Genomic DNA, 26428 nt, shown 5'->3' with positions numbered 1-26428 from the left:
CCCGCGCATTCCTCGACCGCGACAGCGGCGCGGCGGTGCGCGGCCGGATTGGAGGAAGCATGCGTCTGAAGGACAAGGTCGCGATCGTCACCGGAGCGGCGTCGGGGTTCGGCGAGGGCATGGCGCGGCGTTTCGCCGACGAAGGCGCCAAGGTCATCGTCGCGGATATCAACGGACTGCAGGCCGAACGCGTCGCAGCCGAGATCGGCAAGGCGGCGATCCCGCTGACCGCGGACGTTTCGAACCGCTCCGAAGTCGACAAGATGGTCTACACGGCCAAGAGCGAATTCGGCCGCGTCGACATCATGGTCAACAATGCAGGCTACACGCACCGCAACGGCGACATGACCGATGTCGACGAGGCGACCTTCGACCTGATCACCGCGGTCAACATGAAGGCCATCTATCACGCCGCGCTGGCCGTCGTGCCGATCATGGAGCGGCAGGGCGGCGGCTCGATCCTGACCACGGCCTCGACCGCCGGGCTCCGGCCGCGGCCCGGCCTGACCTGGTACAACGCCTCCAAGGGCTGGGCGATCACCGCCACCAAGTCGATGGCGGTGGAACTGGCGCCGAAGAACATCCGCGTCAACTGCCTGTGCCCGGTCGCCGGGGAGACAGGCATGCTGGCGCAGTTCATGGGCGAGGACACGCCGGAGATGCGCGAGAAATTCCGCGCGTCGATCCCGCTCGGCCGCCTGAGCAAGCCGCTCGACATCGCTAATGCCGCGCTCTGGCTGGTCTCGGACGAAGCCGCCTTCATCACCGGCGTGGCGCTGGAGGTGGATGGCGGCAGGTGCATCTGAGCGCCGGGGGAGCACCGTCTGCGAAGATCGGTGGCGCGCCCGCCCGGGGCTAGTCCGCCTCAAGCGCCGCGATGATGTCGGCCAGCAGGGCATGCAGGTCGTCGCGGTGGCCGCTCTGCGCGGACGGGTCGTCGGGAAGCGAGGTCATCGCCACCGTCAGCCCGAGCGCCGGCGCGATGTAGAGCATCTGGCCGCCGAACCCCCAGGCATAGACCACCGGCTGCCCGCCGATGTCGCGGAGGAACCAGCCGTAGCCATAGCCGTCGCCGCTGTAGATCGAATGGGTGCGGACCTTCCACGATTCGGCGATCCAGTCTTCCGGAACCACCTGGTCGCCGGCCCGGTTCCTGCCGCCGTTGCGGTAGAGTTCGCCGAAGGCAAGCAGCGAGCGCGGGCTCATCGCCATCTGGTTGCCGCCGACATAGATGCCTTGTGGGTCGCGGTCCCAGGCGGCGATTGAAAAACCCTCGACCGGTCCGAGCCAGTCGCGGGCAAGCTCGAGCGTCGGGCGGCCTCCCGCCCTGGTCAGGATCGCCGACAGCAGGTGCGTCGAGCCGGTGGAGTAGAGCATCGGTCCGCCGGGATCGCCGTCAAAGGGTTCGGAAAGCGCCGCGCGCACCCAGTTTGCGCTCGACACCCAGCGCCCGTAGTTCGGGCCGGAGGTGCGGCCGAGCCCGGCCTGCATGGAGAGCAGGTTGCCGATGGTGATCTCGGCCATGCGCGGGTCGGGATCGTCGGGCAGGTCGCGGGCGAGGAGCGGCGCGATCTTCTGGTCGACGCCTTCGAGCACTTGCCTGCCGATGGCGATGCCGACCAGCGCGGAGATGACCGACTTCGAGGCAGACTTGATGTTGGTGGCGGCGTCGGGCGAGCCGCCGTGATAGCCGCGCTGTGCGATCTCCCGGCCGTCGCGCGACACGATCACGCAGCGCAGCGGCCCGAGCCGGTTTGCGCGCTCCAGCACGAAGTCGAGGCGCGCTGGATCGGAACCCTGGGCGGGCGCAAGGCGCGTCGAGGCCAGCAGCAAGGGAAGCGAAAGCAGGTGTCGTCGGTTCATCGGCACACACATAGCGCCGCGCCATGGTTGCGAAAGCCCGAGAGGTGCGGCCTCACGCGGTTTTGAGGGGACCTAGAACCGGTCCCGCATGGCGAACCAGTTGAGCGCCAGGAAGAGGAGGGGCGTGCGGAAGGTACGGCCGCCGGGAAAGGGCGGAATCTTCAGGTCCTCGAACAGCTTCAGCCGGTCGCGGTTTCCGGCAACCGTCTCGGCGTAGAGCTTGCCCATGAAGTTCGACAGCATCACGCCGTGGCCGGAATAGCCGCCGGCCGCGATCACGCCGGGCATCACCTCGCGCACATAGGGCTTTCGCGGCATGGTGATGCCGACATAGCCGCCCCACGCGTGGGTGATCTCGACATCCTTGAGCTCGGGATAGATCTCGACGATCTGCCGGCGGATGTGGATGTGGATGTCCTGCGGGTCGCCGGGCGCGTAGATCTCGCGGCCGCCGAACAGCAACTCGCCGGTCTTGGCGCGGCGGAAGTAGCGCACGACGAAGCGCGAGTCCGATACGGATTCGCCGCCCGGCAGCACCGGGCTGTCGTCGCCAAGCGGCACGGTGGCGCCGATGAAGGAACCGAGCGGCATGATGTGGGCGGCCGTCTTCGGCTCGAGTTCGCCGCCATAGGCGTTGACCGCGATCAGGCATTTCTGGGCTGTGATCGTGCCGCGCGGGGTGGTCACGACGACCTTGCCGCCATTGGTCTTCACGCCGCTCGCCTTGGTGTTCTCGAAGAGCTTCGCGCCGGAGGCGGCCGCGACCCGCGCCGTGCCGATGACGAGCTTGAGCGGATGGATGTGGCCGGTGCCGGTGTCGCGCACCCCGCCGAAATAGTGGTCCGATCCCATGCGCGCGCGCGTCTCGGCGGCGTCCATGTAGGCGATGTCGGGATAGTTGAAGCGCGTCGTCATCGCCTCGACGTGCTCGAGGAATTCCGGCAGGTCGCGCTCGCGGTGGCAGACGTTCAGGTGCCCGGGCCGGAAGTCGATCTCGATGTCGTTGGTCGCGGCGAATTCCAGCAGGTGCGCCTTGGCTTCCTCGGCGAGGTCGAACAACGCCTTCGCGCGCGCGAAGCCGAACTCCTTCTCCATCTCCTCCGCGCCGGCGCGCTGGCCGGTGCCGAGCTGGCCGCCGTTGCGGCCGGACGCGCCGTCGCCGATGCGGTTGCCCTCGATGAGCGCAACGTTGACGCCCGCCTTGGCCAGGTGCGCCGCCGCCGACAGGCCCGTGAAGCCGCCGCCGACGATGACGACGTCACAGGCCAGGTCGCCGTCGAGCGCGGGGTATTCCGGGCGCGGCCCGGCCGTGTCCTCGTACCAGGAGTAGCCGGGGGATATGGGGGATTGGTAGGGCATCTGGCGACTTCCGCGGGCTGCGTTGCGACTTAGACGTTGAGCAGGAGATACTCCCGCTCCCACGGCGAGATGACCTCCATGAAGGTCTCGAACTCGGCCCGCTTGATCGCCGCGTAGGTGGTGACGAAGGGATCGCCGATGACGGCGCGCAGGTCCTTGTCGTTCTCGAACAGGTCGACCGCCTCCAGGAGCCCGCGCGGCAGGTCGATTTCATCCTCGTTGGCGGTGGTGCCGATGGGCTGGTCGGGCTTCACCTTCTTGTCGATGCCGACCAGGCCGCAGGCCAGCGACGCCGCCAGCGCGAGATAGGGATTGGCGTCGGACGACGGGATCCGGTTCTCGACGCGCCTGGCTGCCGGGTCGGACCGGGGAACGCGGAATGCCGTGGTGCGGTTGTCGTAGCCCCATTTGGTGTTGACCGGCGCGGACGCCGCCTGCGTCAGCCGGCGATAGGAATTCACATAGGGCGCGAACATGACCAGCGCGTTCGGAACATGCTTCTGCATGCCGCCGATGAAATGCAGGAAGGCCGCGGATTCGCTTCCGTCCTCGTTGGTGAAGAGGTTGCGGCCGGTCCTGGTGTCGATCACCGACTGGTGGATGTGCATCGCCGAACCCGGCTGCCCCTGCATCGGCTTGGCCATGAAGGTGGCGTAGGTCTCGTGCTTCAGCGCCGCCTCGCGGATGGTGCGCTTGAACATGAACACCTGGTCGGCAAGCTCGACCGGGTCGCCGTGGCGCAGGTTGATCTCGAGCTGGCCGGCGCCCTCCTCGTGGATCAGCGTGTCGATCTCCAGGCCCTGCGCCTCCGAGAAGTGGTAGATGTCGTCGATCAGCTCGTCGAACTCGTTGACGCCGGCGATCGAGTAGCCCGCGCCGCCGCCGATCGGACGGCCCGAGCGCCCGACGGGCGGCGTCAGCGGGTAGTCCGGGTCGGGGTTCTTGCGCACCAGGTAGAATTCGATCTCGGGCGCCACGACGGGACGCCAGCCCCGCTCGGAATAGGCCGCCAGCACCCGCTTCAGCACGTTGCGCGGCGTGAACTCGACCGAGCGCCCGTCCTGGTGCACGAGGTCGCAGATGACCTGCGCCGTCGGGTCGGTTTCCCAGGGCACTTCCGACAGCGTACCGAGGTCGGGCATCAGCTTCAGGTCGCCGTCGTCTTCCGGGTAGGAGAAGCCGTTGCCGTCTTCCGGATAGCCGCCGGAGATCGTCGTCATGAAGACGGCGGACGGCAGGGCGAGCGACGTGTTCGAGGTGAACTTCTTCGACGGCATCATCTTGCCGCGCGCGATCCCGGCCTGGTCGGGCGTGATGCACTCGATGTCCTCGATGCCGCGCCATTCGAGCCAGGCGCCGGCTTCCTTCCAGTTCTTCACGCCGCGATGGTTCTTCACGAAAGCGGGCGCGCGGAGGCGCCCCGCACGGCTCGACGGACGGGTTTCCTTCTTGGCGGGTGGCATCAATCACCGAAAAAACGTTGCGGATTTCGAACTATAACCGGGCCGCGACGAATATGGGAAGGGGCGGGGATGCCGGCGGCGCCGTTGACACTGGCGTTGCGCGCCGGCGGCGGGGTGTCCGTGTCGCAGCGCCGTCAGCGGCGCGCGGCCTTGAGGAGCCGGTCCACCACCGGCTGCAGCTGTTCGGTGGTGAACGGCTTCGTCACGACGGCGTCGACGATGCCGCTCGCCGCGGAGCCCGCCGCGCCGCCCCGGCCGGAGAGCAGGATGACGGCGGGCAGCTTCCTGTCGGATATGCGCCGCAGCGCCTCGATTCCGGCGACGACGCCGTCGCAATCCCGGTTGTCCGGGCCGCCGTCGAGGATGACCAGGCCCGGGAACATCAGCGGCAGCACGCGCAAGGCGCTGACCGGGCACTCGCTGACCGGCTTCAGTCCCGACCGGACGACGATCTTCGACACGACGATGCGGGTGATCTGGGAATTGCCGGCAACCAGCACCCGGGAGAGGTCGGGCGCCAGCCCGTGCGCTGCGTCCCGATCGGTGAGAGTCCGGTTCTCGTCGAACCCCGGTTCGACTCTCGATGCGGCCATTGTCTGCTACACACTCTGGGTCTGCCATGCCCGCCAGCGGCGGTGCAGGCACCTTAGTGCGTTTCCAGGCCCGATAGAAGACGGTTCGGCTTCCTCCGCCGCTTACCCGGCGTAGCCTTCGCCGGGAAGCGGACGGCCGCGATCCTCCTGCGGCCGCCCGCGATCCCCGTCTAGGCTGCGTGCTGCGTGACGACGACGGGGATCAACAGGTCGCCCCAGTTGCCGTTGCCGCCGTGATGGCGCGCCGAACGGACGAGCTCGACGGACACGCCGGCCTCGACCGCCTGCATGACGGCCTGGTTCAGCCGGTGCAGGTCGTTGGCGAGCACGCGGATCGCCGCCTGCTGGTCGGTGCTCATGGCCGAGGCCTGTTCCTCGGCGCGCTGCTTGACTTGTGGTCTGACGTTCATGGCTCTTCTCCCTGAAATTATTCGGCTGCCGGGCGGAACTGTTCGTTCTCCGCGCCGGGGCGGAACTGTTCGGTCTCGGTCGATTCATGCATGGCGGTGGTCGACGACTTGCCGCCGGTGATGGCCATCGACACGGCGTCGAAATAGCCGGTGCCGACCTCGCGCTGGTGCTTGGTCGCGGTGTAGCCGTCCGCTTCGGCCGCGAACTCGGCTTCCTGCAACTCGGAATAGGCCGCCATCTGGCGGTCCCGGTAGCCGCGCGCCAGTTCGAACATGCCGTAGTTCAGCTGGTGGAAACCGGCGAGCGTGATGAACTGGAACTTGTAGCCCATCGCGCCGAGTTCCCGCTGGAATTTCGCGATCGTCGCGTCGTCCAGGTTCTTCTTCCAGTTGAAGGAAGGCGAGCAGTTGTAGGCGAGCTTCTTGCCAGGATGCACCTTGCGCACGGCTTCCGCGAACCGCCTGGCCTGCTCCAGGTCCGGCTTGCCGGTTTCCATCCAGATCAGGTCGCAGTGCGGCGCATAGCGAATAGCGCGCGCGATGCAGGGCTCGATGCCGTTCCTGACCTGGTAGAAACCTTCGGCGGTGCGGCCTGCCTGGTAGTCGACGAACGGCTTGTCGTTCTCGTCGATGTCGGAGGTCAGGAGCTTTGCGGCCTCGGCGTCGGTGCGCGCGACGATCAGCGTCGGTGTGCCCATCACGTCGGCGGCGAGGCGCGCCGCGTTGAGGTTGCGGATATGCGCCGCGGTCGGGATGAGAACCTTGCCGCCGAGATGGCCGCACTTCTTCTCCGATGCGAGCTGGTCCTCGAAATGCACGCCGGCGGCGCCCGCCTCGATGAACGCCTTCATGATCTCGAAGGCGTTGAGCGGACCGCCGAAGCCGGCTTCGGCGTCGGCGACGATCGGCGCGAACCAGGTGTCGACGGACAGGCCGTGGCCTTCCTGCGTCTCGATCTGGTCGGCGCGCTGCAGCGTGCGGTTGATGCGGCGGACGAGCTCCGGCGCTGCGTTGGCCGGGTAGAGCGACTGGTCGGGATACATGGCGCCCGCCGTGTTGGCGTCGGCCGCGACCTGCCAGCCCGACAGGTAGATCGCCTTCAGGCCCGCGCGGACCTGCTGCATCGCCTGGTTGCCGGTGACGGCGCCGAGCGCGTTGACGAAGTCCTCGCTGTGGATGAGCTGCCACAGCCTGTTGGCGCCGTTCTCGGCGAGCGTGTGGCGGATCTGGAGCGAACCGCGCAGCCGCTCGACGTCCCCCGGCAGGTAGGGGCGTTCGATGCCGTCGAAACGGTCCTTCGGCGCGGAAGGGACAAGGTTGTAAAAATCGGTCATATCGGGCTCCTGAAGTCAAATGGCGCTGGTCGTTGAGGAGCCGTAATCGCTCCGTTCGATATGACTTCATTTACAAAAATGATGACGCTGCACCAGTTCGCACTTGCGAAATCGCGGTAAATAAAGGAAAATCAGTGTTGGGTTTGACAGATGACTTCTGTCAAAATGTAAGTCTTGTAAATTTCACTTGCACCATGGCTGACCAGAAGATATTCGCCGGCCCGCGCATCCGCCGCATGCGCATGGAGCGCGGGCTGACCCAGACGGCGATGGCCGAGGGGCTCGGCATCTCGCCCTCCTATCTCAACCTCATCGAGCGCAACCAGCGGCCGATCACCGTCCAGCTCATCCTGAAGCTCGCCTCGGTCTACGCCATCGATCCGCAGGAGCTGCAGGGCGAGACGCGGGGCTCGGTGGCAGCGCTGAAGGAGGTGTTTTCCGATCCGCTGCTGGCGGGCGAACTGCCCGGCGACCAGGAACTGATCGACCTCGCCGAGACGGCACCGAACGCCGCCGCGGCGATGCAAAAGCTTTTCCGCGCCTATCGCGAGCAGGCCGAGCGCCTGTCCGACCTCAACGCGCTGCTGGCCGGCCAGGGCAGGGGCACCACGCTGTCGGCGGCGCGCCTGCCGGTCGACGAAGTCAGCGACGTCTTCGAGCGGCGGCCCTGGCATTTTGCCGCGCTGGAAGAGGCAGCCGAGAGCTTTCACGGCGAACTTGCGCCCGGCGACGACCTGTTTGCAGCTCTGAAGGCCTGGCTGCGCAAGGAGCACGGCATCTCGGTCCGGCCCCTGCCGGCGGCGACGATGCCGAACTGGCGCCGCCGCTACGACCGCCATTCGCAGCGCCTGTTTCTCTCCGAGCGCCTGTCGCGCGCCGATCAGTTGCGCGAGGTTGCGATGGAGGCCTGCCTTATCCGCATGGGCGAGGTGCTGGCTTCAGAAGTGGCGGCGCTGAAGCTGTCGTCCGACGAGGCGCGCCGGCTCGCCCGCTTCGAACTTGCACGCTATGCCGGGCTCGCTTTGATGATGCCTTACGCCGCCGTCCACCAGGCGGCCGGCCGCGCTCGCCACGACGTCGCAGTTCTCGCCGCGCGCTTCGGCGTGTCCTTCGAACAGGCCGCGACAAGGCTGGTCAGCCTGCAGCGGACGAGCAGCGCCGGCGTGCCCTTCTTCCTGATGGAGATCGACGGCGCGGGGAACAGGCTGCGGCGCGTCGGCGCAAACGGCTTTCCGCACGCGGCCTTCGGCGGAGGCTGCCCGAAGCTGCCGGTCCACGAGGCCTTCGCCGACCCGGGCAGGGTGCTGGCCGAGGCGGTCGAGATGCCCGACGGGGCGTCCCTCCTCCTGGTCGCCCGCACGATCGACGGGCCGCAGGCCGGCTTCGACGAGCGGCCGCGCCGCACGGCCATCCTGCTCGGCTGCGACCTGTCCTTCCGCGACCAGACCGTCTACGGCGCGGCGCTCGCCGCAACGCCGCCGACCCCGATCGGCCCCGCCTGCCGGCTCTGCGAGCGCGCCGGCTGCCTTGCCCGCGCCGAGCCGCCGGTGACGCGGCCGCTCGGGCTCGACGAGATGGTGACCGGCCTCAGCGCCTTCGATTTCCAGTAGGAGCGGCGCTGCTGGACGCCGGCACCGTCTTGAAGGCGACGTCGTGCCACAAATGGAACGACGGGCTGGACCACGCGGCGCGGCGCGGCTTGGGATAGCGATCGACATCCGCTACAGTGGTTCCGGCGGCTCCTCCAACCGTCGATCGATTGCCATGTCCGACCGCGCAGTCCCGCCCCTGCCGCCTGCCGCGCAAGCCTCGCGATCGGAGGAGCGCCTGGGCTTCCTGCTGGTCTTCCTGTCCGCCCTGTTCTGGAGTTTCGGCGGCACCATCGCGCGCTTCATCGAGACGCCAGACAGCTGGACCGTCATCTTCTGGCGCTCGATCTGGGCCGCCGTTTTCCTGTTCGGCTACATGATGCTGCGCGACGGTCTGCGCGGCACGCTCGCGCTCTTCCGCGGCATGGGCCTGCCGGGCGTCGCGGTGGCGGTCTGCTTCGCGACGGCGTCGTCGAGCTTCGTCGTCGCCATCAGCTACACGACAGTCGCCAATGTGGTGCTGATGCAGGCCGGCGTACCGCTCATCGCCGCGCTGCTGGCCTTCATCTTCTTCCGCGAACGGGTCGCCCCGGCGACCTGGGTCGCCATCTTCGCGGTGATCTGCGGCGTCGCCGTCATGGTCTCGGATTCCTTCGACGGCGCGGTGTCGCCGGTCGGCGACGGACTGGCGCTGCTGATCGCCTTCGCCTTCTCGACGGCGACCGTCATCACGCGCCGCTTCGCCCATGTGCGCATGACGCCCGCAACCTGCCTCGGCACGATCATTGCGGCGCTGTTCGCCGCCAGCCAGGCGAGCGGCTTTGCGGTCTCGACCCACGACATGGCGTGGCTCTTCACGTTCGGGGCGCTCAATCTCGGCCTCGGGCTCGCCTGCTTCGCAAGCGGCGCGCGCCACATCGCCGCGGCCTTCGCCGCGCTCCTCGGCACCTTCGAGACGCTGCTCGGCCCGGTCTGGGTGTGGCTCGTCCATGGCGAGGTGCCCTCGACCCGCACGCTCGTGGGCGGCGCCGTCATCTTTGCGGCGCTCCTCATCCATATCGGGCTGGAGTTCCAGCGCATGTCGCGGCCGCAGCGACCGGGCGTCACCGGGCTACCTACGCCGAACTGACGCCGGGTCCGGCGGCCGTCGCCGAATTCAAACTTGTCGCCGCGGAAAAAGGAAAATAGGCTCCGGTCCAGGGTGCTTGCCCGCGGGGTTTCTGAGACCGCGCGGGGGGCGGAAAACAAGGGAACTTCATGATGATCGGTAAATTGTTCACGCTGACCGCCGCAACCGCCGTCAGCGCTATCCTGGCGGGGGGAGCCTGGGCACAGGAGCGCGTCGTCAACGTCTACAACTGGTCCGACTACATCGATGAGTCGATCATCGAGGACTTCACCAACGAGACCGGCATCAAGGTCGTCTACGACGTCTTCGATTCCAACGAGATCCTGGAAACCAAGCTGCTCGCCGGCGGCAGCGGCTACGACGTCGTCGTGCCCACCGGCAACTTCCTGGCACGCCAGATCCAGGCCGGCGTCTTCCAGAAGCTCGACAAGTCGAAGCTGCCCAACCTGTCCAACATGTGGGACGTGGTGTCGGAGCGCACCGCCAAGTACGACCCGGGCAACGAATATTCGATCAACTACATGTGGGGCACCGTCGGCCTCGGCTACAACCAGAAGAAGGTGCAGGAAGCCCTCGGCATCGAGAAGATCGACAGCTGGGATGTCTTCTTCGACCCCGAAAAGCTGGCCAAGCTCGCCGATTGCGGCGTCTACGTGCTGGATTCGCCGACCGACATCCTGCCGACCGCGCTGATGTATCTCGGCATCGACACCAACAGCACCTCGCCGGAGGATTTCGCCAAGGCCGAAGAGCTGATGATGAAGGCGCGGCCCTACATCCGGAAATTCCACTCGTCCGAATACATCAACGCGCTCGCCAACGGCGACATCTGCCTGGCCATCGGCTGGTCCGGCGACGTCTTCCAGGCGCGTGACCGCGCCGCCGAGGCGGACCAGGGCGTCGTCGTCGACTACGTCATCCCGGGCGAGGGCGCCGAAATGTGGTTCGACCAGCTCGCCATTCCGGCCGACGCCCAGCACGTCGACGAGGCGCACGCGTTCCTGAACTACATCATGAAGCCGGAAGTCGCGGCCAAGGCCACCAACTACGTCTACTTCCCGAACGGCAACAAGGCGTCGCAGCAGTTCATCGACAAGGAGATCATGGACGATCCGGCGATCTATCCGGACGAGGCGACGCTGGCCAAGCTCTTCACCGTGACGCCCTACGACCCCAAGACGCAGCGCATCGTGACGCGGACCTGGACCAAGATCGTCACGGGCCAGTGATCTGAACAACCCCGGCGCCACTGGCGCCGGGGTTGTCGTTGCGGATGCAGTTGCGGGGGGTAGCAGGCATCATGAAGTCGCTCGGCAGCATCAGACGATCCTTCGCACCCTGGAGCGATCCCGGGGCCAAGCCCTACATCTCTTTCGAAAACGTCACCAAGATCTTCGGCGACTTCACCGCGGTCGACGATCTGTCGCTCGACATCTTCGAAAAGGAGTTCTTCGCGCTGCTCGGCGGCTCCGGCTCCGGCAAGTCGACGCTGCTCAGGATGCTGGCGGGCTTCGACGAGCCGACACGCGGGCGCATCCTGCTCGACGGGCAGGACCTGCGCGGCATCCCGCCCTACCGGCGGCCGCTCAACATGATGTTCCAGTCCTACGCGCTGTTCCCGCACATGACGGTGGAGGCCAATGTCGGCTTCGGCCTCAGGCAGGAGGGCGTGCCGAAAGCCGAGATCGAGGCGCGCGTCGCGGAGATGCTCAAGCTGGTCAAGCTTGAGCAGTTCGCCAAGCGCAAGCCCCACCAGCTTTCGGGCGGCCAGCGCCAGCGCGTGGCGCTCGCGCGCTCGGTCGCCAAGCGGCCGAAGGTGCTGCTGCTCGACGAGCCGCTCGGCGCGCTGGACAAGAAGCTGCGCGAGGAGACGCAGTTCGAGCTGATGGACCTCCAGCAGTCGCTCGGCCTCACCTTCATCGTGGTCACCCACGACCAGGAGGAGGCGATGACCATGGCCGACCGCATCGCCATCCTTGACAAGGGCAAGCTGATGCAGGTGGCGACCCCGGCAGAGGTCTACGAGGCGCCGGCGTCGCGCTTCGTCGCCAGCTTCATCGGCAATGTGAACATGTTCGAGGGAAAGGTCGCCGCCCGCGACGCCGGCTCGGCCCGCATCACCGGCGCCTCGGGCGCCGAAATCCTGGTCGGCAACGCCGGCGACGCGGCCGCCGGCAACACCGTTTCCTTCGCGGTGCGCCCGGAAAAGATCAGGGTGTCCTCGAAACGCCCGGAGGGCGCCGTCAACGCGCTGGAGGGCGAGGTCTACGACCTTGCCTATCTCGGAGACATGACCGTCTACCACGTGCGGCTGGACGACGGTCAGGTGGTGAAGGCCAGCGCGCTCAACAGTTCGCGCGCGTCGGACGACCCGCTGACCTGGCACGATCGCGCCTGGATCTCCTTCGCGCCGGACGCCGGCGTGGTCTTGACCCGGTAGCGCCGCGATGTCCGGGTTCGCCGCTTCGACCGCATCCGCCGACGCCTACGAAGCTCCATCCGTCGCGGGGCGCGCAATCCAGGCGGTGGTCGGCCGCCTGGTCATCATCGTTCCCTATCTCTGGCTGCTCGTCTTCTTCCTCATCCCGTTCGTCATCGTCTTCAAGATATCGATGTCGCAGACGGCGATCGCCATGCCGCCCTACACGCCGGTGCTGGGCTTCGAGGAAGGCCTTTCCGGCTTCTGGAGGCAGCTTGGCGAACTGAACTTCGAAAACTATCTCTGGCTGACCGACGACCCGCTCTACTTCAACGCCTACGTGTCGAGCGTCTGGATCGCCGGCGTCTCGACGCTGCTGGCGCTGCTGGTCGGATACCCGATCGCCTACGGCATGGCGCGCGCGCCGGCCTCGCTGCGGCCGACGCTCCTGATGCTGGTGATCCTGCCGTTCTGGACCTCGTTCCTGATCCGCGTCTATGCCTGGATCGGCATCCTGAAGCCGGAGGGCCTGCTCAACCAGTTGCTCATCGGCCTCGGCGTGATCGACAGCCCGCTGGTCATCCTCAACACCCACACCGCGATCTTCATCGGCATCGTCTATTCCTACCTGCCGTTCATGATCCTGCCGCTCTATTCGTCGCTCGAGAAGATGGACTACTCGCTGATCGAGGCGGCGCAGGACCTGGGCTGCCCGCCGGTCACCGCGTTCTGGAAGATCACCTTCCCGCTTTCGTTGCCGGGCGTGATTGCCGGCTGTATGCTGGTCTTCATTCCGGCGGTCGGCGAGTTCGTCATCCCCGACCTGCTCGGCGGCTCGCAGACGCTGATGATCGGCAAGACGTTGTGGAACGAGTTCTTCGCCAACCGCGACTGGCCGGTTTCCTCGGCCGTCGCCGTGATCCTGCTGCTGCTTCTGATCGTGCCGATCATGATCTTCCAGTCCGCGCAGGCGCGCGCCCAGGAGCAGGGCCGATGAATCCTACCTGGAGCCGCTTCAACATCTCGTCGGTCGTGCTCGGCTTTGCCTTCCTCTACCTGCCGATCGTGCTCCTGGTCGTCTTCTCGTTCAACGAATCGAGGCTGGTCACGGTCTGGGGCGGTTTCTCGACCAAATGGTACGGCGAACTGTTCCGCAACCAGGGCCTGATGGACGCCGCCTGGGTGACGCTGCGCGTCGGTTTCATCTCGGCGACGGTGGCGACCGTGCTCGGCACGATGGCGGCGCTGACGCTGACCCGCTATACGCGCTTTCGCGGCCGCGTGCTGTTCTCGGGCATGGTGTTTGCGCCGCTCGTCATGCCGGAGGTGATCACCGGCCTGTCGCTGCTGCTCCTGTTCGTCGCCATCGGGCTCGATCGCGGCTTCCTCACGGTCACGCTCGCGCACATCACCTTCACCATGTGCTTTGTCGCAGTCGTCGTGCAGTCGCGGCTGATGAGCTTCGACCGCTCGCTGGAGGAGGCGGCGATGGATCTCGGCGCGCCGCCGGTCAAAACCTTCTTCCAGGTCACGCTGCCGGTCATCGCGCCCGCCATCGTGTCGGGCTGGATGCTCGCCTTCACGCTGTCGCTCGACGATCTCGTGATCGCCAGCTTCGCTTCGGGCCCCGGCGCCACCACGCTTCCGATGAAGATCTATTCGCAGGTCCGGCTCGGCGTCACCCCCGAGATCAATGCCGCCTGCACGCTGATGATCGCCATTGTGGCGATCGGCGTCCTCGCCGCGTCTATCGTCAACAAGCGCCGCGATGTCCAGCGCCAGCGCGACGAGCAGGCCGCCCTGCGCGGGTAGGGCAAGCCGCCGTCTACTCCTCTCCTGAGAGTGCGCCGGTCGGCGTGACCATCGCCGCGTTCGACGGGCCTTCGATCAGGAACATGGTCGCGGCAGCCGGGTCGGCTGCGTCCGCGTTTGCCTGCGGTGGTTCCGCCCGGCCCGTCAGCTTCAGGTCGCCGCCGGCCAGTGTCGCGGCGCCGGACAGCGCGATCCTGTGGAGCGGCGAGCGGATCTCGGCCTTGTCGATCGTCGCGACACCCCGCGACACCAGCGCCTTGATCTCGAGGCCGTCGATCGGGGAATTCCCGGTCTCGACGTCGCCGAGCGCAAAGGGCGCGCCGCTCTTCACCTGGGAAACCAGCGCGTCGAGGTCGATGCCCGGCAGCGCGCCGCGGCCGAAGCTCGCGGTCAACGAGCCGTCGGCGCGGTCGAGCAGAGCCTTCCAGTTCTCGCCGGCGCCCTTGAGGATCAGCGACACCGTGCCGCGGCCGCTCGGTGCCAGCCATGTCATGCCGGCCGCCGCGCTGAAAGCAGCGCCGTCGATATCGGTGGCGAGCAGCCGCATCTCGACCTGCTCGCCCATCGCCTTGCGGTCGAAGCGCAGCCCGGCCTGAAGGGTACCGCCGAGCGCGGCTGCGTCGGAGATGTCGATCGCCGCGGTGCCTTCGTCAACGCGGGCGGTAGCAGCCAGGTTGGCGAGCGTCACGGCGCCGGCCGTCGCACGCGCGGCCGAAAGCCTGAGGTCGAGGTTGAGCCGGCTGGCGAAATCCGCGTCGATCGCGCCCGGTCCGTCGCCGGCCCATGGGTCGAATGGCGTGAACGCCGACAGGAAAGCGCCGAGGTCGAGCGTCTCGAAGGCGAGGGTGCCGGAGACTTTAGGCGCCTTGCCGCCCAGCAGCAGGTCGATCGCGCCGTGCGCCGGCTCGCCGTCGAGCGTGATGGAGGCGTCCTCGAGGCGGATGCGCGCGCGGTCGCCCATGACGCGGCTTTCCACGGCGATCGACCCGACGGCCGCCCCCAGCGGGCTCTCGGTCCTGGACCAGTCGAACACCTTGCGGATCGCCGGCGCCGAAAAGCGCGCCTGGCCCTCGGCAAAGGGGTTGTCGCCGAGATTGGCGGTGCCGTCGAAGGACAGGTTGGCCGGGGCCGACGTCAGGCTGAGCGTCGCCGGCGTCGCAGCGCCGCCGAAAAGCAGCAGCGGACTGGCCGACGACAGCTCGAGCTTGAATGGTTCTCCCCTCAGGAGGCCGCTCGCCGTCAGGCTGGCGCGGCCGTTCAGCCTGGCCCAGCCGAGCGTGCCGCTGAGGTCGTTGGCAAGCTCCGCCTCCGCGCCGCCGGAAACGCCGACGACCGTTCCGTCGGAAAACTCGACCACGCCGAAATCGTCGGCCGGAAGGCGCGCAGCATCGGGGGCGGTCGGGTTCTCGGCGACGATCTCGCGGGCCGTGTCGAGCGCCCGCGCGATCCGTCCCCCGCGCGGCAGCGCGATCGACGGCTCATCGTCCTCGATGCGGATCGTCGGGCCGATGAAGCGCGTCCTGGTGAAGTCGATGTCGCCTCCGAGAGCCGCCAGCGCCGACAATTCGACCTCGACGCGCCGGGCGGTGAGCACGGGGCCACCGCCCGGCTGCGATAGCGTCACATTGCTCAGATTGGCCTGCAGGTCCGGCCAGAAGCTGATCTCGGGCGCGGCGCCGATGCGCACGTCGAACCCGCTCCACTCGCTCATCTCTTCGGCGATCCGGTCGCCGACCAACCGCGTGGAGGCCGCATAGGGCAGGACGATGGCCGTCGCGGCGGCAAGTCCCGCGGCGATGGCGATGGTCCAGACAATGCGCCGCGGCAAGGGCATCCTGATCGGTCAGCTCCGTTTCGATTGCCGGCGGGGCGTCGGTGCGCAGGTCCATGGCCGGAAGGGCCGGGGCGCGCCTGATGGCCCGATTCGGGCGGCTTGCCGCTTCCATCCCACCATCGTCCGCTCCCGTCAAACCCGGGCGAATCCAATGCGGCGTGGCCAGGATAATCCCCGACTCGCCTCGCCGGCGCATCTTGCCCTCACGGAAGGCCATATGCAAAAAGGTCCGCGCTCATAGATGGGGAGGAAAAGATGGTTGAAGACGCGCCGCTGTGGACGCCGACGCCGGATCGTATCGCCGGTGCGCCGCTCACCGCCTTTGCGGCCGCGGCTTCCGCCAGGACCGGCAGGTCCCTTGCCTCCTATGATGCGCTGCATCGCTGGTCGGTCGAGGAGCGCGCCGACTTCTGGAATCTGGTCTGGGACTTCTGCGGGGTGGTCGGCGTGAAGGGCGCGCGCCTGCTCGTCGATGCTGACAGCATGCCCGGCGCCGCCTTCTTTCCCGACGCGCGGCTGAATTTCGCCGAAAACCTGCTTTCCCGCCGAGGCCCGTCCGACGCCATCGTCTTCAAGGGCGAGGACAAGGTGCTGCGCCGGCTGTCCTGGGACGAACTCCACGCGCTGGTGTCGCGCCTGCAGCAGCTGTTCATCTCGGCCGGCGTGAAGCAGGGCGACCGCGTCGCCGGCATGATGCCCAACATGCCGGAGGCCGTGGCCGCCATGCTGGCCGCCGCTTCGCTCGGGGCGGTCTGGTCGTCCTGCTCGCCCGATTTCGGCGTCGAAGGCGTGCTCGACCGTTTCGGGCAGATCGAGCCGGTCGTGTTCGTCGCGCCCGACGGCTACTGGTACAACGGCAAGCAGAACGACGTGTCGTCAAAGGTGCAGGCGGTCGTGGACCGGCTCCCGAGCGTCCGGCAGGTGCTGATCGTCGACTATCTCGGCACCGCCAGGCAGGTTGCAACCGCCATTTCCCGCGCAGTCTCGCTGGCCGACGCGCTGGCCGCCTTCGAGGCGAGGGAGGTCTCCTTCGAGCGGCTTCCCTTCTCGCATCCCCTCTACATCCTCTATTCGTCCGGCACAACCGGGATCCCCAAATGCATCGTGCATTCGGCCGGCGGCACGCTGCTTCAGCATCTCAAGGAGCAGCGGCTGCATGGCGGCGTGACGGAGGGCGACCGGCTCTTCTACTTCACCACCTGCGGCTGGATGATGTGGAACTGGCTGGTCTCGGGCCTCGCGAGCGGCGCCACGCTGCTGCTCTTTGACGGCTCGCCCTTCCATCCGGACGGCAACGTTCTTTTCGACTATGCCGATGCCGAGCGCATGACCTATTTCGGCACGTCGGCGAAGTTCATCGACACGCTCCGCAAGTCGGGCCTGAGGCCGATCGACAGCCACGACCTCTCGACCGTCCGAACGGTCTCCTCAACCGGTTCGCCGCTGTCGCCGGAAGGTTTCGCCTTCGTCTACGACGGCATCAAGAAGGACGTCCACCTGGCGTCGATCTCGGGGGGCACCGACATCGTCTCCTGCTTCGTGCTCGGCGTTCCGACCGAACCCGTCTGGTCGGGCGAGATCCAGGGGCCGGGCCTCGGCATGGCCATGGACGTCTGGAACGACGACGGCGTGCCGGTGCGGCTGGAGAAGGGCGAACTGGTCTGCACGAAACCGTTCCCGTCGATGCCGGTCGGCTTCTGGAACGACCCCGGCGGCGCAAAGTACCACGCCGCCTATTTCGAGCGCTTCGACAATGTCTGGTGCCATGGCGATTTCGCCGAATGGACGAGGCATGGCGGCCTGATCATCCACGGGCGCTCCGACGCCACGCTCAATCCGGGCGGCGTCAGGATCGGCACGGCCGAGATCTACAATCAGGTCGAGCAGATGCCGGAAATCGCCGAGGCGCTCTGCATCGGCCAGGACTTCGACGGCGACGTGCGCGTGGTGCTGTTCGTGCGGATGGCGGCGGGTGCTGCGCTGGACGGTGAACTCGAGACGCGCATCCGGACGAAGATTCGCGCAGGCTGCAGCCCGCGCCACGTGCCGGCGCGGATCGTCGCCGTCGCCGACATCCCGCGCACCAAGTCCGGCAAGATTACCGAGCTCGCGGTTCGCGACGTCGTCCATGGCCGCGAGGTCAAGAACAAGGAAGCGCTGGCCAACCCGCAGGCGCTCGACCTGTTCCGCGATCTCGAGGAGTTGCGAACCTGAACCGCCGGAAATCCGCGGAAATCATGGTTAGCGAAGTGTGACCGGCGAATTTACCTAGATTTCACAGGTGGTACACATTCGTAAACATTTTTCGGGTCCGGTAAGGATTTGTTAAGGCCCCCGCGTCGATAGTCGGGACAACTTGAAGGGAGAAATCCCGCTCCTCTTGATCCCCCGAGGAGGCGACATTCGCTCAAGCCCGTTGTCACAGCAATCAACACTTTTCAGGCGCCCCTCCAGGCGCCTTTTTTCTTGCGGGAAAGCTTGCGTTGCTTTGCAGGGCGCGGACTGCGCGGTGACCGTTAGAGTGTCGCCTCTCGGTCGCGGGCCAGCGCCCCCGACAGCACCAGCACCGGGATGAGCGCGGTCAGCATGATGACGATGGCGGCCGCCGCGCCGTCCTGCGGCGCGCCGCGCGAGGCGTTCTCGTAGACGTGGGTCGCCAGGGTCGAGAAGCCGAAGGGCCGCAGCAGGATGGTCGCCGACAACTCCTTGGCTGTGTCGACGAAGACCAGCACCGCCGCGGTGAGGATCGCCGGCTTGAGAAGCGGCAGCAGCACGGAGACCGCGCTCTGGCCCGGCGTGCGGCCGAGGCTGCGCGCGGCTTCGTCGATGTTGCGGGGCAGCTTGTCCAGGCCCGAACGGATCGCGCCCTCGGCGAGCGCCACGAAGCGGATCGTGCAGGCGAGCACGATGCCTGCCGCCGAACCGGTCAGCAGAAGCCCCGTCGACACGTCGAACTGTGCGCGCATGAAGGCGTCGATGCCGTTGTCGAAGCGCGCCAGCACGAACAGCAGCCCAAGCCCAAGTATGCCGCCCGGCAGTGCATAGCCGATCGAGGCCAGCCTGACGGTCGCCGTCATCCCCGGGGACCGCACAAGCCTGACCGCGTTCAGCAGGAACAGAGCCAGCGTGACCGTGAGCAAGGCCGTCGATCCGGCCGTGACCAGGCTGTTCAGGAAGGCATCGGCCAGGTCGGGCGAGCGGAACTGGTCGAGACGCCTCAGTGCGTAGGAGCCGAACACCAGAGCGGGGATGCCGAAACCGAGCAGCACGGGCAGGGCGGTCAGCAGCGTCGCCAGCATCCGCCAGGCGCCTTTCAGCGCCAAGCGCGGCGGCTGCGCCTTCATGTGGGTGGCGCGCCCGGTATGGAAGCGGCGTCGGCTGCGCGCCCAGCTTTCCGCACCGAGGATGGCGAAGACCAGGAGCAGCATGATCAGCGCGATCTGGGCGCCGCCCTCGAGGCTGCCGCGCGCCAGCCACGTCTGGTAGACTGCGACGGTCAGTGTCCTGACGCCGAGATATTCGGCGGCGCCGATGTCGTTGATCGTCTCCATCAGCACCAGCGCCACGCCGGCGACGATCGCCGGGCGCGCCACCGGGAGCAGCACGCGCCAGAACACCTTGGCCGGCCGCGCGCCGAGCGTGCGGGCGACGTCGGCGATGTTCCTGCCCTGCATCAGGAAGACGATGCGGGTCGTCAGGTAGACATAGGGATAGAGCACGGACGACAGCACCAGCGCACAGCCGGTCGTCGAGCGGATGTCGGGGAACCAGTAGTCGCGCGCCGTCTGAAAGCCGAACGCAGCGCGCACCAGGCCCTGCACCGGCCCGGAATAGTCGAAAAACTCGCCGAAGGCGTAGGCCGCGAGGTAGGAGGGCACGGCGAGCGGCAGCACCAGTGCCCAGGACAGCGTGCGCCGCAGCGGAAATTCGTAGGCGACGACCACCCAGGCCGAAGCGACGCCGGCGACGCCGGTGCCGACCGCAACCATCGCCATCAGCGCCAGCGTTGTGAGGCTCGCGCCCGGCAGCACGTTGCGCAACAGGTGCGGCCAGTCCTCGCCGGTTCCCGACAGCGCCACATAGGCGAGCGAAACCATCGGCATCAGCACCACGGCCGAGACCGCGAACGCCACGAACGCCAGCCAGGCGTGGTGCGGGTGCCGTGCGGCACGCGCCAGCGGCCGTGCCGGGGGTCCGGCCGGCGCCATGCTCGCGTTCACACCCTGCGCCCCTGCCAAGATCGAGTTCGTCCCCAATGGAAATGCCGGGCCGCCCCCTGGCAGCCCGGCCTGGATGTCGTCGTAGCCGCCCGGAACCGATCCTCGGCCCGCTGCGGCTGCGAAGCTATTAGGACGACGGACCGTCGTCGAGCCCGACCCGGTCGACCATCTCCGATGCCTCCTTGCGGTGGCTGGCGATCTCGGCGAGCGGCAGCGTGTCGGCGTCGAGCGTCCCGAAGGACTTCACCATCTCGGACGGCTCAAGCCCGGGCTCCACCGGATATTCGAAGTTCTTCTCGGCGTAGACCTGCTGCGCCTTGTGGCTGGCCAGGAACTGGATGAGCTTGACGGCATTGTCGCGGTTGGGCGCATTCCTGGCGAGCGCGATGCCCGAGATGTTGACGTGCGTCTTGCCGTTCTCGAAGGTCGGGAAGAGCACGTTGATGGCGTTGCCCCATTCCTTCTCCTTCGGGTCCTTCTCGTTGGTGCGCATCAGCCCGACATAGTAGGTGTTGCCGATCGCGATGTCGCACTGGCCGGCGACGATGGCGCCCGCCTGCGGACGGTCGCCGCCGTCCGGCTTGCGGCCGAGATTGGCCTTCAGGCCCTTAAGCCATTCCTCGGTCTTCTCGGGCCCCCAATGGGCGATCGCCGCCGAGATCAGGGCGAGATTGTAGTCGTGCTGGCCCGAGCGCATGCACAGCTTGCCCTTCCACTTGGGATCGGCGAGATCGGCATAGGTGATCGCCGTGTCCTTCACGCGGTCCTTGGAGACATAGACCACGCGGGCGCGCTTGGTCAGGCCGAACCAGTGTCCTTCGGGATCGCGGTATTCTTCCGGCAGCAGCGCGTTCACCGTCTGGTCGTCGAGCGCCTGCGTGATGCCGGCTTCCTTGGCCTTGGTCAGGCGGGCGATGTCGACCGTCATGATGACGTCGGCCGGCGAGTTCTGCCCTTCCGCCGCGATGCGCTCCTCAAGGCCCTTGTCGAGGAACAGCACCTGCGTCTTGATCCCCGTCTCGGCCGTGAAGGCGTCGAGCACCGGCTGGATCAGTTCCGGCTGGCGATAGGTGTAGATGTTGACGCTGCCGTCCGCGTAGGCGGTGCCGGAAAACACCGTGGCCAGCGCGAGGGCTGCCACGAAATTCGTCCGGAGGGTCATTGTGTTTCTCCTGGCCATCGAGGGTCTCGGTGCGGCGCGTCGCTGCACGGCATTCGCTGTTCTGGAGACAGAACGCGCCCTCTATCTTAAATCTGACTAATCTCGTCAAGATAAATTCGAGAAAAATCGACAGGAAATCAATAGTTTAGAACGGTTCTAAAGTGGAGGTGCATGGAATAGATTTCGGCGGGGGCTTTGATGCCGGGCGCGGATTTTCGCAAAGCCCGCGCCTCGAACCCGGTGGCGATCGCCCAACATGCCGTTGCAGGTCCTCGCGGCCGGCAGCCATCCGAAGTTCAGCCGTTGAACGGCTGAGCCTCGCACCAGCTCTTGCTGGGTGAAGCTCCGCCTATTCGGCCAGCACCCTTGTCGGCGGGAACGCCACTTCCACCAGCGTGCCTTCGCCTGGTGTCGAGTGGATGGAGAACTTCGCGCGGTTGGCTTCGACCATCGCCTTGGTCAGCGGCAGGCCGAGGCCGGTGCCGTCGCCGCGCGTGCGCTTGAGCGAGTTGATCTGCTTGAAGGGCTTCAGCGCCTGCTCGATCTCGGCCGGCGTCATGCCGATGCCGGTGTCGCGCACCCTGAGCACGACCTCGCCGTCGGCTTCGTAGGCCGTCGACACGATCACCTGCCCGCCGGCCTGCGTGTAGCGCACCGCGTTGGAGAGCACGTTGAGCGCGATCTGGCGCACGCTGCGCAGGTCCGCCACCACGTCGGGCAGTTTCGAAGCGAAGCTCGAGCGGATGATCACGCGCTCGCGGTTGGCCTGCGGCTGCATCATCGCCACCGTCTCGGCGAGCGTCTCGTTCAGCGACACCGCCTCGTAGTTCATCTCCTGCTGCCCGGCCTCGATCTTGGAGATGTCGAGCAGGTCGTTCACGAGGTCGAGCACATGGCTGCCCGAGCGGTTGATGTCGCGCAGATAGTCGCGGTAGCGGTCGTTGGCGACCGGCCCGAACTTCTCGTCGAGCATCAGTTCGGAAAAGCCGATGATGGCGTTGAGCGGGGTGCGGATCTCGTGGCTGACGCGCGCTAGGAAGTCGCTCTTGTGCGATGAGGCGCGCTCCGCGGTGGCGCGCGCCTGCGTCAGTTCCTCCTCGGCGCGCTTCCACTGCGTGATGTCGCGCACCACGGCGCAGTAGCCGCTGTCGCCCGGCAGCCGGCCGATCGTCATGAAGAGGGGGATGAAGCGGCCCTGCGCCTCGCGGCCGATCACCTCGCGACCGTCGTTCAGCACACTTGCCACGCCGTGTTCGGACAGTCCCGCCAGATAGTCGCGCGCCGCCTTCTGGCTCTCGATGGCGAACAGCGATGCGAAGGGCTTGCCCGCCACCTCGTCGCTGTCGATGCCGAACAGCGCCTCGGCCGGGCGGCTGATGGAGCGGATATTGCCGTCGCGCGCGATCAACACCACGCCGTCGGTCGCGGTGTCGATGATGGTGCGCATCTCGGCGACGCGCGCTTCCAGTTCGGCGATCAGCGGCGACTGTCCGCCGCCGCCTTCCCGGACGCGCGACAGCACCAGCACGAGCGCTTTCCCGCTTTCCCAGGGGACCGACTGCAGGAAGGCTTCCACGGGAAACTCGTCGCCGCCCTGCGTCCTCAGCCTGAGGTGCCGGTCGGGCCTGCGTTGAGGCAACTCGTCCTGCGCGCCGGCGTCGTCCTCGTAGGGGTCGGCGAACAGGGCGCCGATGCCGCCGGCCTCGGCCAGCGCCGCGACCGAGCCGTAGCCGGTCAGCGCGAAGAACTCGCCATTGGCATAGTGCAGCATGTCGCCCGAATGGACGAGCACCGGCACCGGCAGCTTCTCCAGGATCGACAGGCCGGAGCCGTGGCGGCCGTCCATGCCGCCGGACACGGACGCTTCCGTGGACTGGACCTCGGCACGAGCGGCTTCCCGGGCCAAGGCCGGCTGGTCGCCGGCAAGCTCGTCGGGCTGGGTGTCGGAAGCGGTGGCGGCAGCCTGATCCTCCGGACCGGCATCGATGGGCGCGGCATCGCCTGCATCGGACGCTGTCGCATCGTCGTCGGCGCCCTCCGCGACAGCGGCGGAACCGGCAATTTCATCAGGAGCCGCGGTCTCGACCGTCGCCAGGCGTTCGTCGAGGGCGGCTGCTTCGTCCAGTTCGACCGACGCGGCCGGCGGCGCCTGGGGTGGCGCATCGGCGGCATTCGGATCGTCGCTTCCCCATTCGGCGAAGTCCAGCAGCGACATGCCTGGCCGTGCGCGCCGGCGCGGGCCAGCTTCCGTTTCCCCGGCCTTCGCTTCGTCCTCGCTCGCGCCGTCCAGCGCGCGCAATTCGGCGACGGTCTCCTCGTCGGTGTCCGGGTTCGGGTCGTGCGGGAGTTCGGCCGCCGGCATGTGCGTCTCGGCGCGGCCTTCGGCCGGTTCGCCGACCGCCTTCGACCCGCCGCTGTCCTGCTTCAGTCGTTCGCCGATCTGCCGGAAGGCGAGACGTTCGACGTTCGACAACACCCTCCCGCCGGCTTCCGCCGGACCCCGTTCCGAGGCCGCATGGCGGTGTTCGGCAAGGCGGATCACCTTGTCGGACGGATTGTGGCCGGGCGTCTGCTCCAGCGCCGGCTTCTCGGCAGGATCGGCCATTTTTTGCGTCGGCGCCGCTTCGGCCGCCAGGTCGGCGGCTTGGGGCGCGGTTTCCGCCGTCGCTTGCGCCGTCTCGGCCACTCCGGCGTCGGCTTCATCGCCGGAAGGCAGCCGTGCCAGGGTCAGCCCGGGGCCGTCGGGGTCGGCGAAGGCGTCGCCGCAGCGCGCCACGCCGAAGCCGCGAAAACCCTCGAAGGTGCGGTTGCGGTCGTAGACGGGCAGGGCGGCGAGATCGACCGGCACCCTGAGGTCGGTTCCGGCGATGGGCCAGGATACGGAGCGGCCCGACCAGGTGTCGCGTCGCTGCAGCAGGCCCGCGATGTCGCCCTTGGGATCGAGCCCGAAGGCGTTCGCGACGTCGAGATAGCGTCGTCCGACGACGTCTGCCGCGATATCGCCGACTGCCCGGGCGAACTCCGGAGAGACCTGGCTGAACCTGCCCTCGGCGTCCGTTCGCCAGACGAAACGCACGGGACCGGTTGCCAGTCCTGCCGGCGGTGTCTGCGGCTGCGCCGTCTCGACCACTATCTCGGCGACGGGTTCTTGGGCGGCATCCTCGCTAGGCGCTTCCTCGACCGCGCCGCCGGCGTCGACGTTCCCTGGTTCAGGCGCAGGACCCTCGGCGACGATCGCCTCTGGCATGGGCGCTTCGGCTGCGACTGCGTCAAGCGCGGCCGCTTCGGCCTGGACGGCGTCGTGATCGGTCTCGTCAGCCTCGTCCGCAGCGGGCGCGCTGCCGAGATGCCAGACCTCGTGGCCCGTATCGACCTGTGCTTCGCCCGTGCCGGCGGGTTCCAGGTCGGCCCAGTTCTCGTCGATCACCACGAGCAGGAAGCGGTTCTCGGTCAGCCGGGCGATGCCGACAGGCAGGCGCGCGCGCCGCCCGTCGAGGCGCGTCGTCACGATGCGGCGCCGCTCGCTCGTCTCGCCGGCCAGTCCGGCGAGTGTTTCGGCGGCAAGCCCAAGACGCTCGAAGCCGGGCGAGGCGGCCTCCACCGCGCCGGCGGCATCGGCGAAGGCGACGAAATGGCCGGGCTGTGCGAAGCCTCCGACGGCGCGCAGCAGGGCCTCGTGCTGCATGCCCTCGGCGGCAGGTTGGGTGAGCAGGATGCCGCGTTCGCCGTCCGGCAGCACCACGGCGCTCGCCAGGAAGCGCAGTGCCTCTCCGAAAATGCCCGTGGCCGGGCGCACGACGACCGCCTTGTCGCGACCGATGTCGGGGAAACCACGGATCGCCGCGATCTGGCGCCTGGCCGCGGGGCCGAGCGGGGTCGGTGCGCCGAAGATGGTCTCGACGTCGGCATGGCCGAACAACGCCGCGCCCGGACCGTTGGCCCAGATCACGTCCTCGAGGTCGGCCGAAAGGATCGCCAGCGCGTCGCCTGCGGCGAAGCGCGCACGCACCTCGTCGAGGGCTGCGACGTCGAGGAAGGAATAGGTTGTTTGCGCCATGCGGCTCCCTGGCGCCCGTCGGCTCGGGCTCGCCTTCTTTTAACCCTTTGTTAATAAAACCCGACCCGATTTCAGTCCACAAAAGTGGTGGCCGCAATGTGGCAATTTGGAGGTTTTGGTTAATTGCCACAAGGACTTATGTTGCGTCGCACCAAAAATGTTGCACTGCACAACAAAACGCGCTATATGAAGCGTCATCCAGAAACAAGTCGGCTTCGTCAAGCCGCGTGCCCAAAGGACAGGAAAATGGCCAAGACGGCAGAAAAAACCGCTGAATTCCTCGAGAACATCGAGTTCCCGAGCTTCGACGCCACCAAGGCGACCGACCAGATCCGCGCCTTCGCCGAGAAGAGCGTCGAGCAGTCGAAGGAAGCCTATGCCAAGATGAAGACCGGCGCCGAAGAGACCCAGAAGGCGATCGAGTCGACCATGGAGACCGCCAAGTCGGTGTCCGGCGACCTCTCGCTCAAGACCATCTCCGCTTTCCGCGCCAACGCCGAGGCCGGCTTCGCCCACCTCGAGGCGCTCGTCGGCGCCAAGAGCCTCTCCGAGGTCATCGAGCTGCAGACCGCCTTCCTGCGTTCGCGCGTCGAGACCGGCGTCGAGCAGGCCAAGGACTTCCAGGCTGCCGCCAGCAAGGCCGCCGAGAAGGTCTCGGCCCCGATGAAGAGCGTCTTCGAGAAGGCCGTCAAGGAACTCAAGGTCGCCTGAACGGTTTGACCTGCGGCCGCTTGCCGGGCTGACCTGTCGTCGGCCCGCGGCGTTGCGGCCGAAGTCCCTGCGTACCGCGTATGAATGACACCGTCAGAGCGGCCCCGGCGTTCGATAGGATCGCGGATCGTTCTGGAAATACCCGGAAGGCGGCACCTCCTCCCGCCTCCTTCCGGGGCGACCAGCCGGCACCTCCTCCCGCCGGCTCGTGACTGGAAAAGGCCGGCACCTCCTCCCGCCGGCCTTTTCTTTTGCCCGGCGCAGGCGCCGCGGCCCCGGCTTTTCGTCTTTGCCGCAAGACGGGGTTGAATTAAGATCGGATAGCCCGTATGGACGCGTCGCCGGAAGACGAGCGGCCGCCCCGGGCGAGCCTGTCGCGTCCTGTGCCGTTGTAGCTCAGATGGTTAGAGCGCCGGATTGTGGATCCGGAGGTCGCTGGTTCGATCCCAGCCAACGGTACCACTTCCGAAAAT

At 67.3% G+C, this 26428-nt stretch carries 19 protein-coding genes and 1 tRNA gene; 10 read left to right on the top strand and 10 right to left on the bottom strand.

What is annotated here, in order from left to right:
- Positions 1-59: 59 nt before the first annotated feature.
- On the top strand, positions 60-806 hold the full coding sequence (locus ABUE31_RS17335) for an SDR family oxidoreductase (protein ID WP_367724939.1): 747 nt from the start codon (positions 60-62) through the stop codon (positions 804-806).
- A 49-nt stretch (positions 807-855) separates the two neighbouring features.
- On the opposite strand, the gene ABUE31_RS17330 is transcribed toward ABUE31_RS17335, so the two are convergent.
- The 6 genes from ABUE31_RS17330 to aceA form a co-directional block, all read right to left on the bottom strand.
- A complete protein-coding gene (locus ABUE31_RS17330; RefSeq protein ID WP_367724938.1) occupies positions 856-1863 on the bottom strand; it encodes a serine hydrolase domain-containing protein in 1008 nt (335 codons plus the stop codon).
- Positions 1864-1935: 72 nt separating this feature from the next.
- The gene (locus ABUE31_RS17325; protein WP_367724937.1) at positions 1936-3222 is read right to left on the bottom strand and encodes an NAD(P)/FAD-dependent oxidoreductase; all 1287 of its coding nucleotides are present in this window, start codon (positions 3220-3222) and stop codon (positions 1936-1938) included.
- 29 nt (positions 3223-3251) lie between these two features.
- Entirely contained in the window at positions 3252-4685 is a 1434-nt protein-coding gene (locus tag ABUE31_RS17320; RefSeq protein WP_367724936.1) for a glutamine synthetase family protein, read from the bottom strand.
- 134 nt (positions 4686-4819) lie between these two features.
- Positions 4820-5278, bottom strand: coding sequence for an ANTAR domain-containing protein (locus ABUE31_RS17315; protein WP_367724935.1), 459 nt, complete (start codon positions 5276-5278; stop codon positions 4820-4822).
- Positions 5279-5448: 170 nt separating this feature from the next.
- On the bottom strand, positions 5449-5688 hold the full coding sequence (locus ABUE31_RS17310; protein ID WP_367724934.1) for an SMc00767 family acetate metabolism repressor: 240 nt from the start codon (positions 5686-5688) through the stop codon (positions 5449-5451).
- Between the two features lie 17 nt (positions 5689-5705).
- Entirely contained in the window at positions 5706-7022 is a 1317-nt protein-coding gene (gene aceA, locus ABUE31_RS17305; RefSeq protein ID WP_367724933.1) for an isocitrate lyase, read from the bottom strand.
- 194 nt (positions 7023-7216) lie between these two features.
- Between aceA and ABUE31_RS17300 the strand changes: the two genes are divergently transcribed.
- The 6 genes from ABUE31_RS17300 to ABUE31_RS17275 all read left to right on the top strand — a co-directional run bounded on the left by ABUE31_RS17300 (position 7217) and on the right by ABUE31_RS17275 (position 13971).
- The gene (locus ABUE31_RS17300; RefSeq protein WP_367724932.1) at positions 7217-8632 is read left to right on the top strand and encodes a helix-turn-helix domain-containing protein; all 1416 of its coding nucleotides are present in this window, start codon (positions 7217-7219) and stop codon (positions 8630-8632) included.
- A 154-nt stretch (positions 8633-8786) separates the two neighbouring features.
- The gene (locus ABUE31_RS17295) at positions 8787-9740 is read left to right on the top strand and encodes a DMT family transporter (RefSeq protein WP_367724931.1); all 954 of its coding nucleotides are present in this window, start codon (positions 8787-8789) and stop codon (positions 9738-9740) included.
- A gap of 131 nt (positions 9741-9871) precedes the next feature.
- Positions 9872-10969 (top strand): polyamine ABC transporter substrate-binding protein, encoded by a 1098-nt coding sequence (locus ABUE31_RS17290; protein ID WP_367724930.1) that lies wholly within the window; start codon positions 9872-9874, stop codon positions 10967-10969.
- A 71-nt stretch (positions 10970-11040) separates the two neighbouring features.
- Positions 11041-12180: an ABC transporter ATP-binding protein gene (locus ABUE31_RS17285; protein ID WP_367724929.1), complete on the top strand. Its 1140-nt coding sequence runs from the start codon at positions 11041-11043 to the stop codon at positions 12178-12180.
- A gap of 7 nt (positions 12181-12187) precedes the next feature.
- Positions 12188-13156, top strand: a complete 969-nt coding sequence (locus ABUE31_RS17280; protein WP_367724928.1) for an ABC transporter permease subunit — start codon at positions 12188-12190, stop codon at positions 13154-13156.
- The gene (locus tag ABUE31_RS17275; RefSeq protein ID WP_367724927.1) at positions 13153-13971 is read left to right on the top strand and encodes an ABC transporter permease; all 819 of its coding nucleotides are present in this window, start codon (positions 13153-13155) and stop codon (positions 13969-13971) included. Before ABUE31_RS17280 ends, ABUE31_RS17275 begins: the two co-directional genes overlap by 4 nt.
- A gap of 13 nt (positions 13972-13984) precedes the next feature.
- On the opposite strand, the gene ABUE31_RS17270 is transcribed toward ABUE31_RS17275, so the two are convergent.
- On the bottom strand, positions 13985-15799 hold the full coding sequence (locus ABUE31_RS17270; RefSeq protein WP_367724926.1) for an AsmA family protein: 1815 nt from the start codon (positions 15797-15799) through the stop codon (positions 13985-13987).
- A gap of 261 nt (positions 15800-16060) precedes the next feature.
- Between ABUE31_RS17270 and ABUE31_RS17265 the strand changes: the two genes are divergently transcribed.
- Complete coding sequence (locus ABUE31_RS17265; RefSeq protein ID WP_367724925.1) at positions 16061-18019, top strand: acetoacetate--CoA ligase; 1959 nt, start codon at positions 16061-16063, stop codon at positions 18017-18019.
- Between the two features lie 302 nt (positions 18020-18321).
- Here ABUE31_RS17265 and ABUE31_RS17260 read toward each other — a convergent pair whose 3' ends face one another.
- The 3 genes from ABUE31_RS17260 to ABUE31_RS17250 all read right to left on the bottom strand — a co-directional run bounded on the left by ABUE31_RS17260 (position 18322) and on the right by ABUE31_RS17250 (position 25244).
- Positions 18322-20013: an ABC transporter permease gene (locus tag ABUE31_RS17260; RefSeq protein ID WP_367724924.1), complete on the bottom strand. Its 1692-nt coding sequence runs from the start codon at positions 20011-20013 to the stop codon at positions 18322-18324.
- Between the two features lie 139 nt (positions 20014-20152).
- Positions 20153-21187, bottom strand: a complete 1035-nt coding sequence (locus ABUE31_RS17255) for a Fe(3+) ABC transporter substrate-binding protein (protein ID WP_367724923.1) — start codon at positions 21185-21187, stop codon at positions 20153-20155.
- A gap of 349 nt (positions 21188-21536) precedes the next feature.
- Complete coding sequence (locus ABUE31_RS17250; RefSeq protein ID WP_367724922.1) at positions 21537-25244, bottom strand: PAS domain-containing sensor histidine kinase; 3708 nt, start codon at positions 25242-25244, stop codon at positions 21537-21539.
- A gap of 246 nt (positions 25245-25490) precedes the next feature.
- Here ABUE31_RS17250 and ABUE31_RS17245 point away from each other — a divergent pair, with 246 nt between their 5' ends.
- Both ABUE31_RS17245 and ABUE31_RS17240 read left to right on the top strand, forming a co-directional pair.
- A complete protein-coding gene (locus ABUE31_RS17245) occupies positions 25491-25955 on the top strand; it encodes a phasin (RefSeq protein WP_367724921.1) in 465 nt (154 codons plus the stop codon).
- A 385-nt stretch (positions 25956-26340) separates the two neighbouring features.
- Positions 26341-26417: transfer RNA gene (locus ABUE31_RS17240), tRNA-His, on the top strand.
- Positions 26418-26428 lie beyond the last annotated feature (11 nt).

It is taken from the genome of Mesorhizobium marinum, assembly GCF_040813675.1.
GTDB classification, from domain to species: domain Bacteria; phylum Pseudomonadota; class Alphaproteobacteria; order Rhizobiales; family Rhizobiaceae; genus Mesorhizobium_K; species Mesorhizobium_K marinum.
This window is presented reverse-complemented; position numbering and strand designations above follow the sequence as displayed.

Coding starts and splice junctions, on each gene's coding strand:
- ABUE31_RS17245 (WP_367724921.1), top strand. CDS start 25,491: ATGGCCAAGACGGCAGAAAAAACCGCTGAATTCCTCGAGAACATCGAG.
- ABUE31_RS17335 (WP_367724939.1), top strand. CDS start 60: ATGCGTCTGAAGGACAAGGTCGCGATCGTCACCGGAGCGGCGTCGGGG.
- ABUE31_RS17285 (WP_367724929.1), top strand. CDS start 11,041: ATGAAGTCGCTCGGCAGCATCAGACGATCCTTCGCACCCTGGAGCGAT.
- ABUE31_RS17300 (WP_367724932.1), top strand. CDS start 7,217: ATGGCTGACCAGAAGATATTCGCCGGCCCGCGCATCCGCCGCATGCGC.
- ABUE31_RS17320 (WP_367724936.1), bottom strand. CDS start 4,685: ATGCCACCCGCCAAGAAGGAAACCCGTCCGTCGAGCCGTGCGGGGCGC.
- ABUE31_RS17310 (WP_367724934.1), bottom strand. CDS start 5,688: ATGAACGTCAGACCACAAGTCAAGCAGCGCGCCGAGGAACAGGCCTCG.
- ABUE31_RS17295 (WP_367724931.1), top strand. CDS start 8,787: ATGTCCGACCGCGCAGTCCCGCCCCTGCCGCCTGCCGCGCAAGCCTCG.
- ABUE31_RS17255 (WP_367724923.1), bottom strand. CDS start 21,187: ATGACCCTCCGGACGAATTTCGTGGCAGCCCTCGCGCTGGCCACGGTG.
- ABUE31_RS17280 (WP_367724928.1), top strand. CDS start 12,188: ATGTCCGGGTTCGCCGCTTCGACCGCATCCGCCGACGCCTACGAAGCT.
- ABUE31_RS17250 (WP_367724922.1), bottom strand. CDS start 25,244: ATGGCGCAAACAACCTATTCCTTCCTCGACGTCGCAGCCCTCGACGAG.
- ABUE31_RS17330 (WP_367724938.1), bottom strand. CDS start 1,863: ATGAACCGACGACACCTGCTTTCGCTTCCCTTGCTGCTGGCCTCGACG.
- ABUE31_RS17315 (WP_367724935.1), bottom strand. CDS start 5,278: ATGGCCGCATCGAGAGTCGAACCGGGGTTCGACGAGAACCGGACTCTC.
- ABUE31_RS17260 (WP_367724924.1), bottom strand. CDS start 20,013: ATGGCGCCGGCCGGACCCCCGGCACGGCCGCTGGCGCGTGCCGCACGG.
- ABUE31_RS17275 (WP_367724927.1), top strand. CDS start 13,153: ATGAATCCTACCTGGAGCCGCTTCAACATCTCGTCGGTCGTGCTCGGC.
- ABUE31_RS17290 (WP_367724930.1), top strand. CDS start 9,872: ATGATCGGTAAATTGTTCACGCTGACCGCCGCAACCGCCGTCAGCGCT.
- aceA (WP_367724933.1), bottom strand. CDS start 7,022: ATGACCGATTTTTACAACCTTGTCCCTTCCGCGCCGAAGGACCGTTTC.
- ABUE31_RS17325 (WP_367724937.1), bottom strand. CDS start 3,222: ATGCCCTACCAATCCCCCATATCCCCCGGCTACTCCTGGTACGAGGAC.
- ABUE31_RS17265 (WP_367724925.1), top strand. CDS start 16,061: ATGGTTGAAGACGCGCCGCTGTGGACGCCGACGCCGGATCGTATCGCC.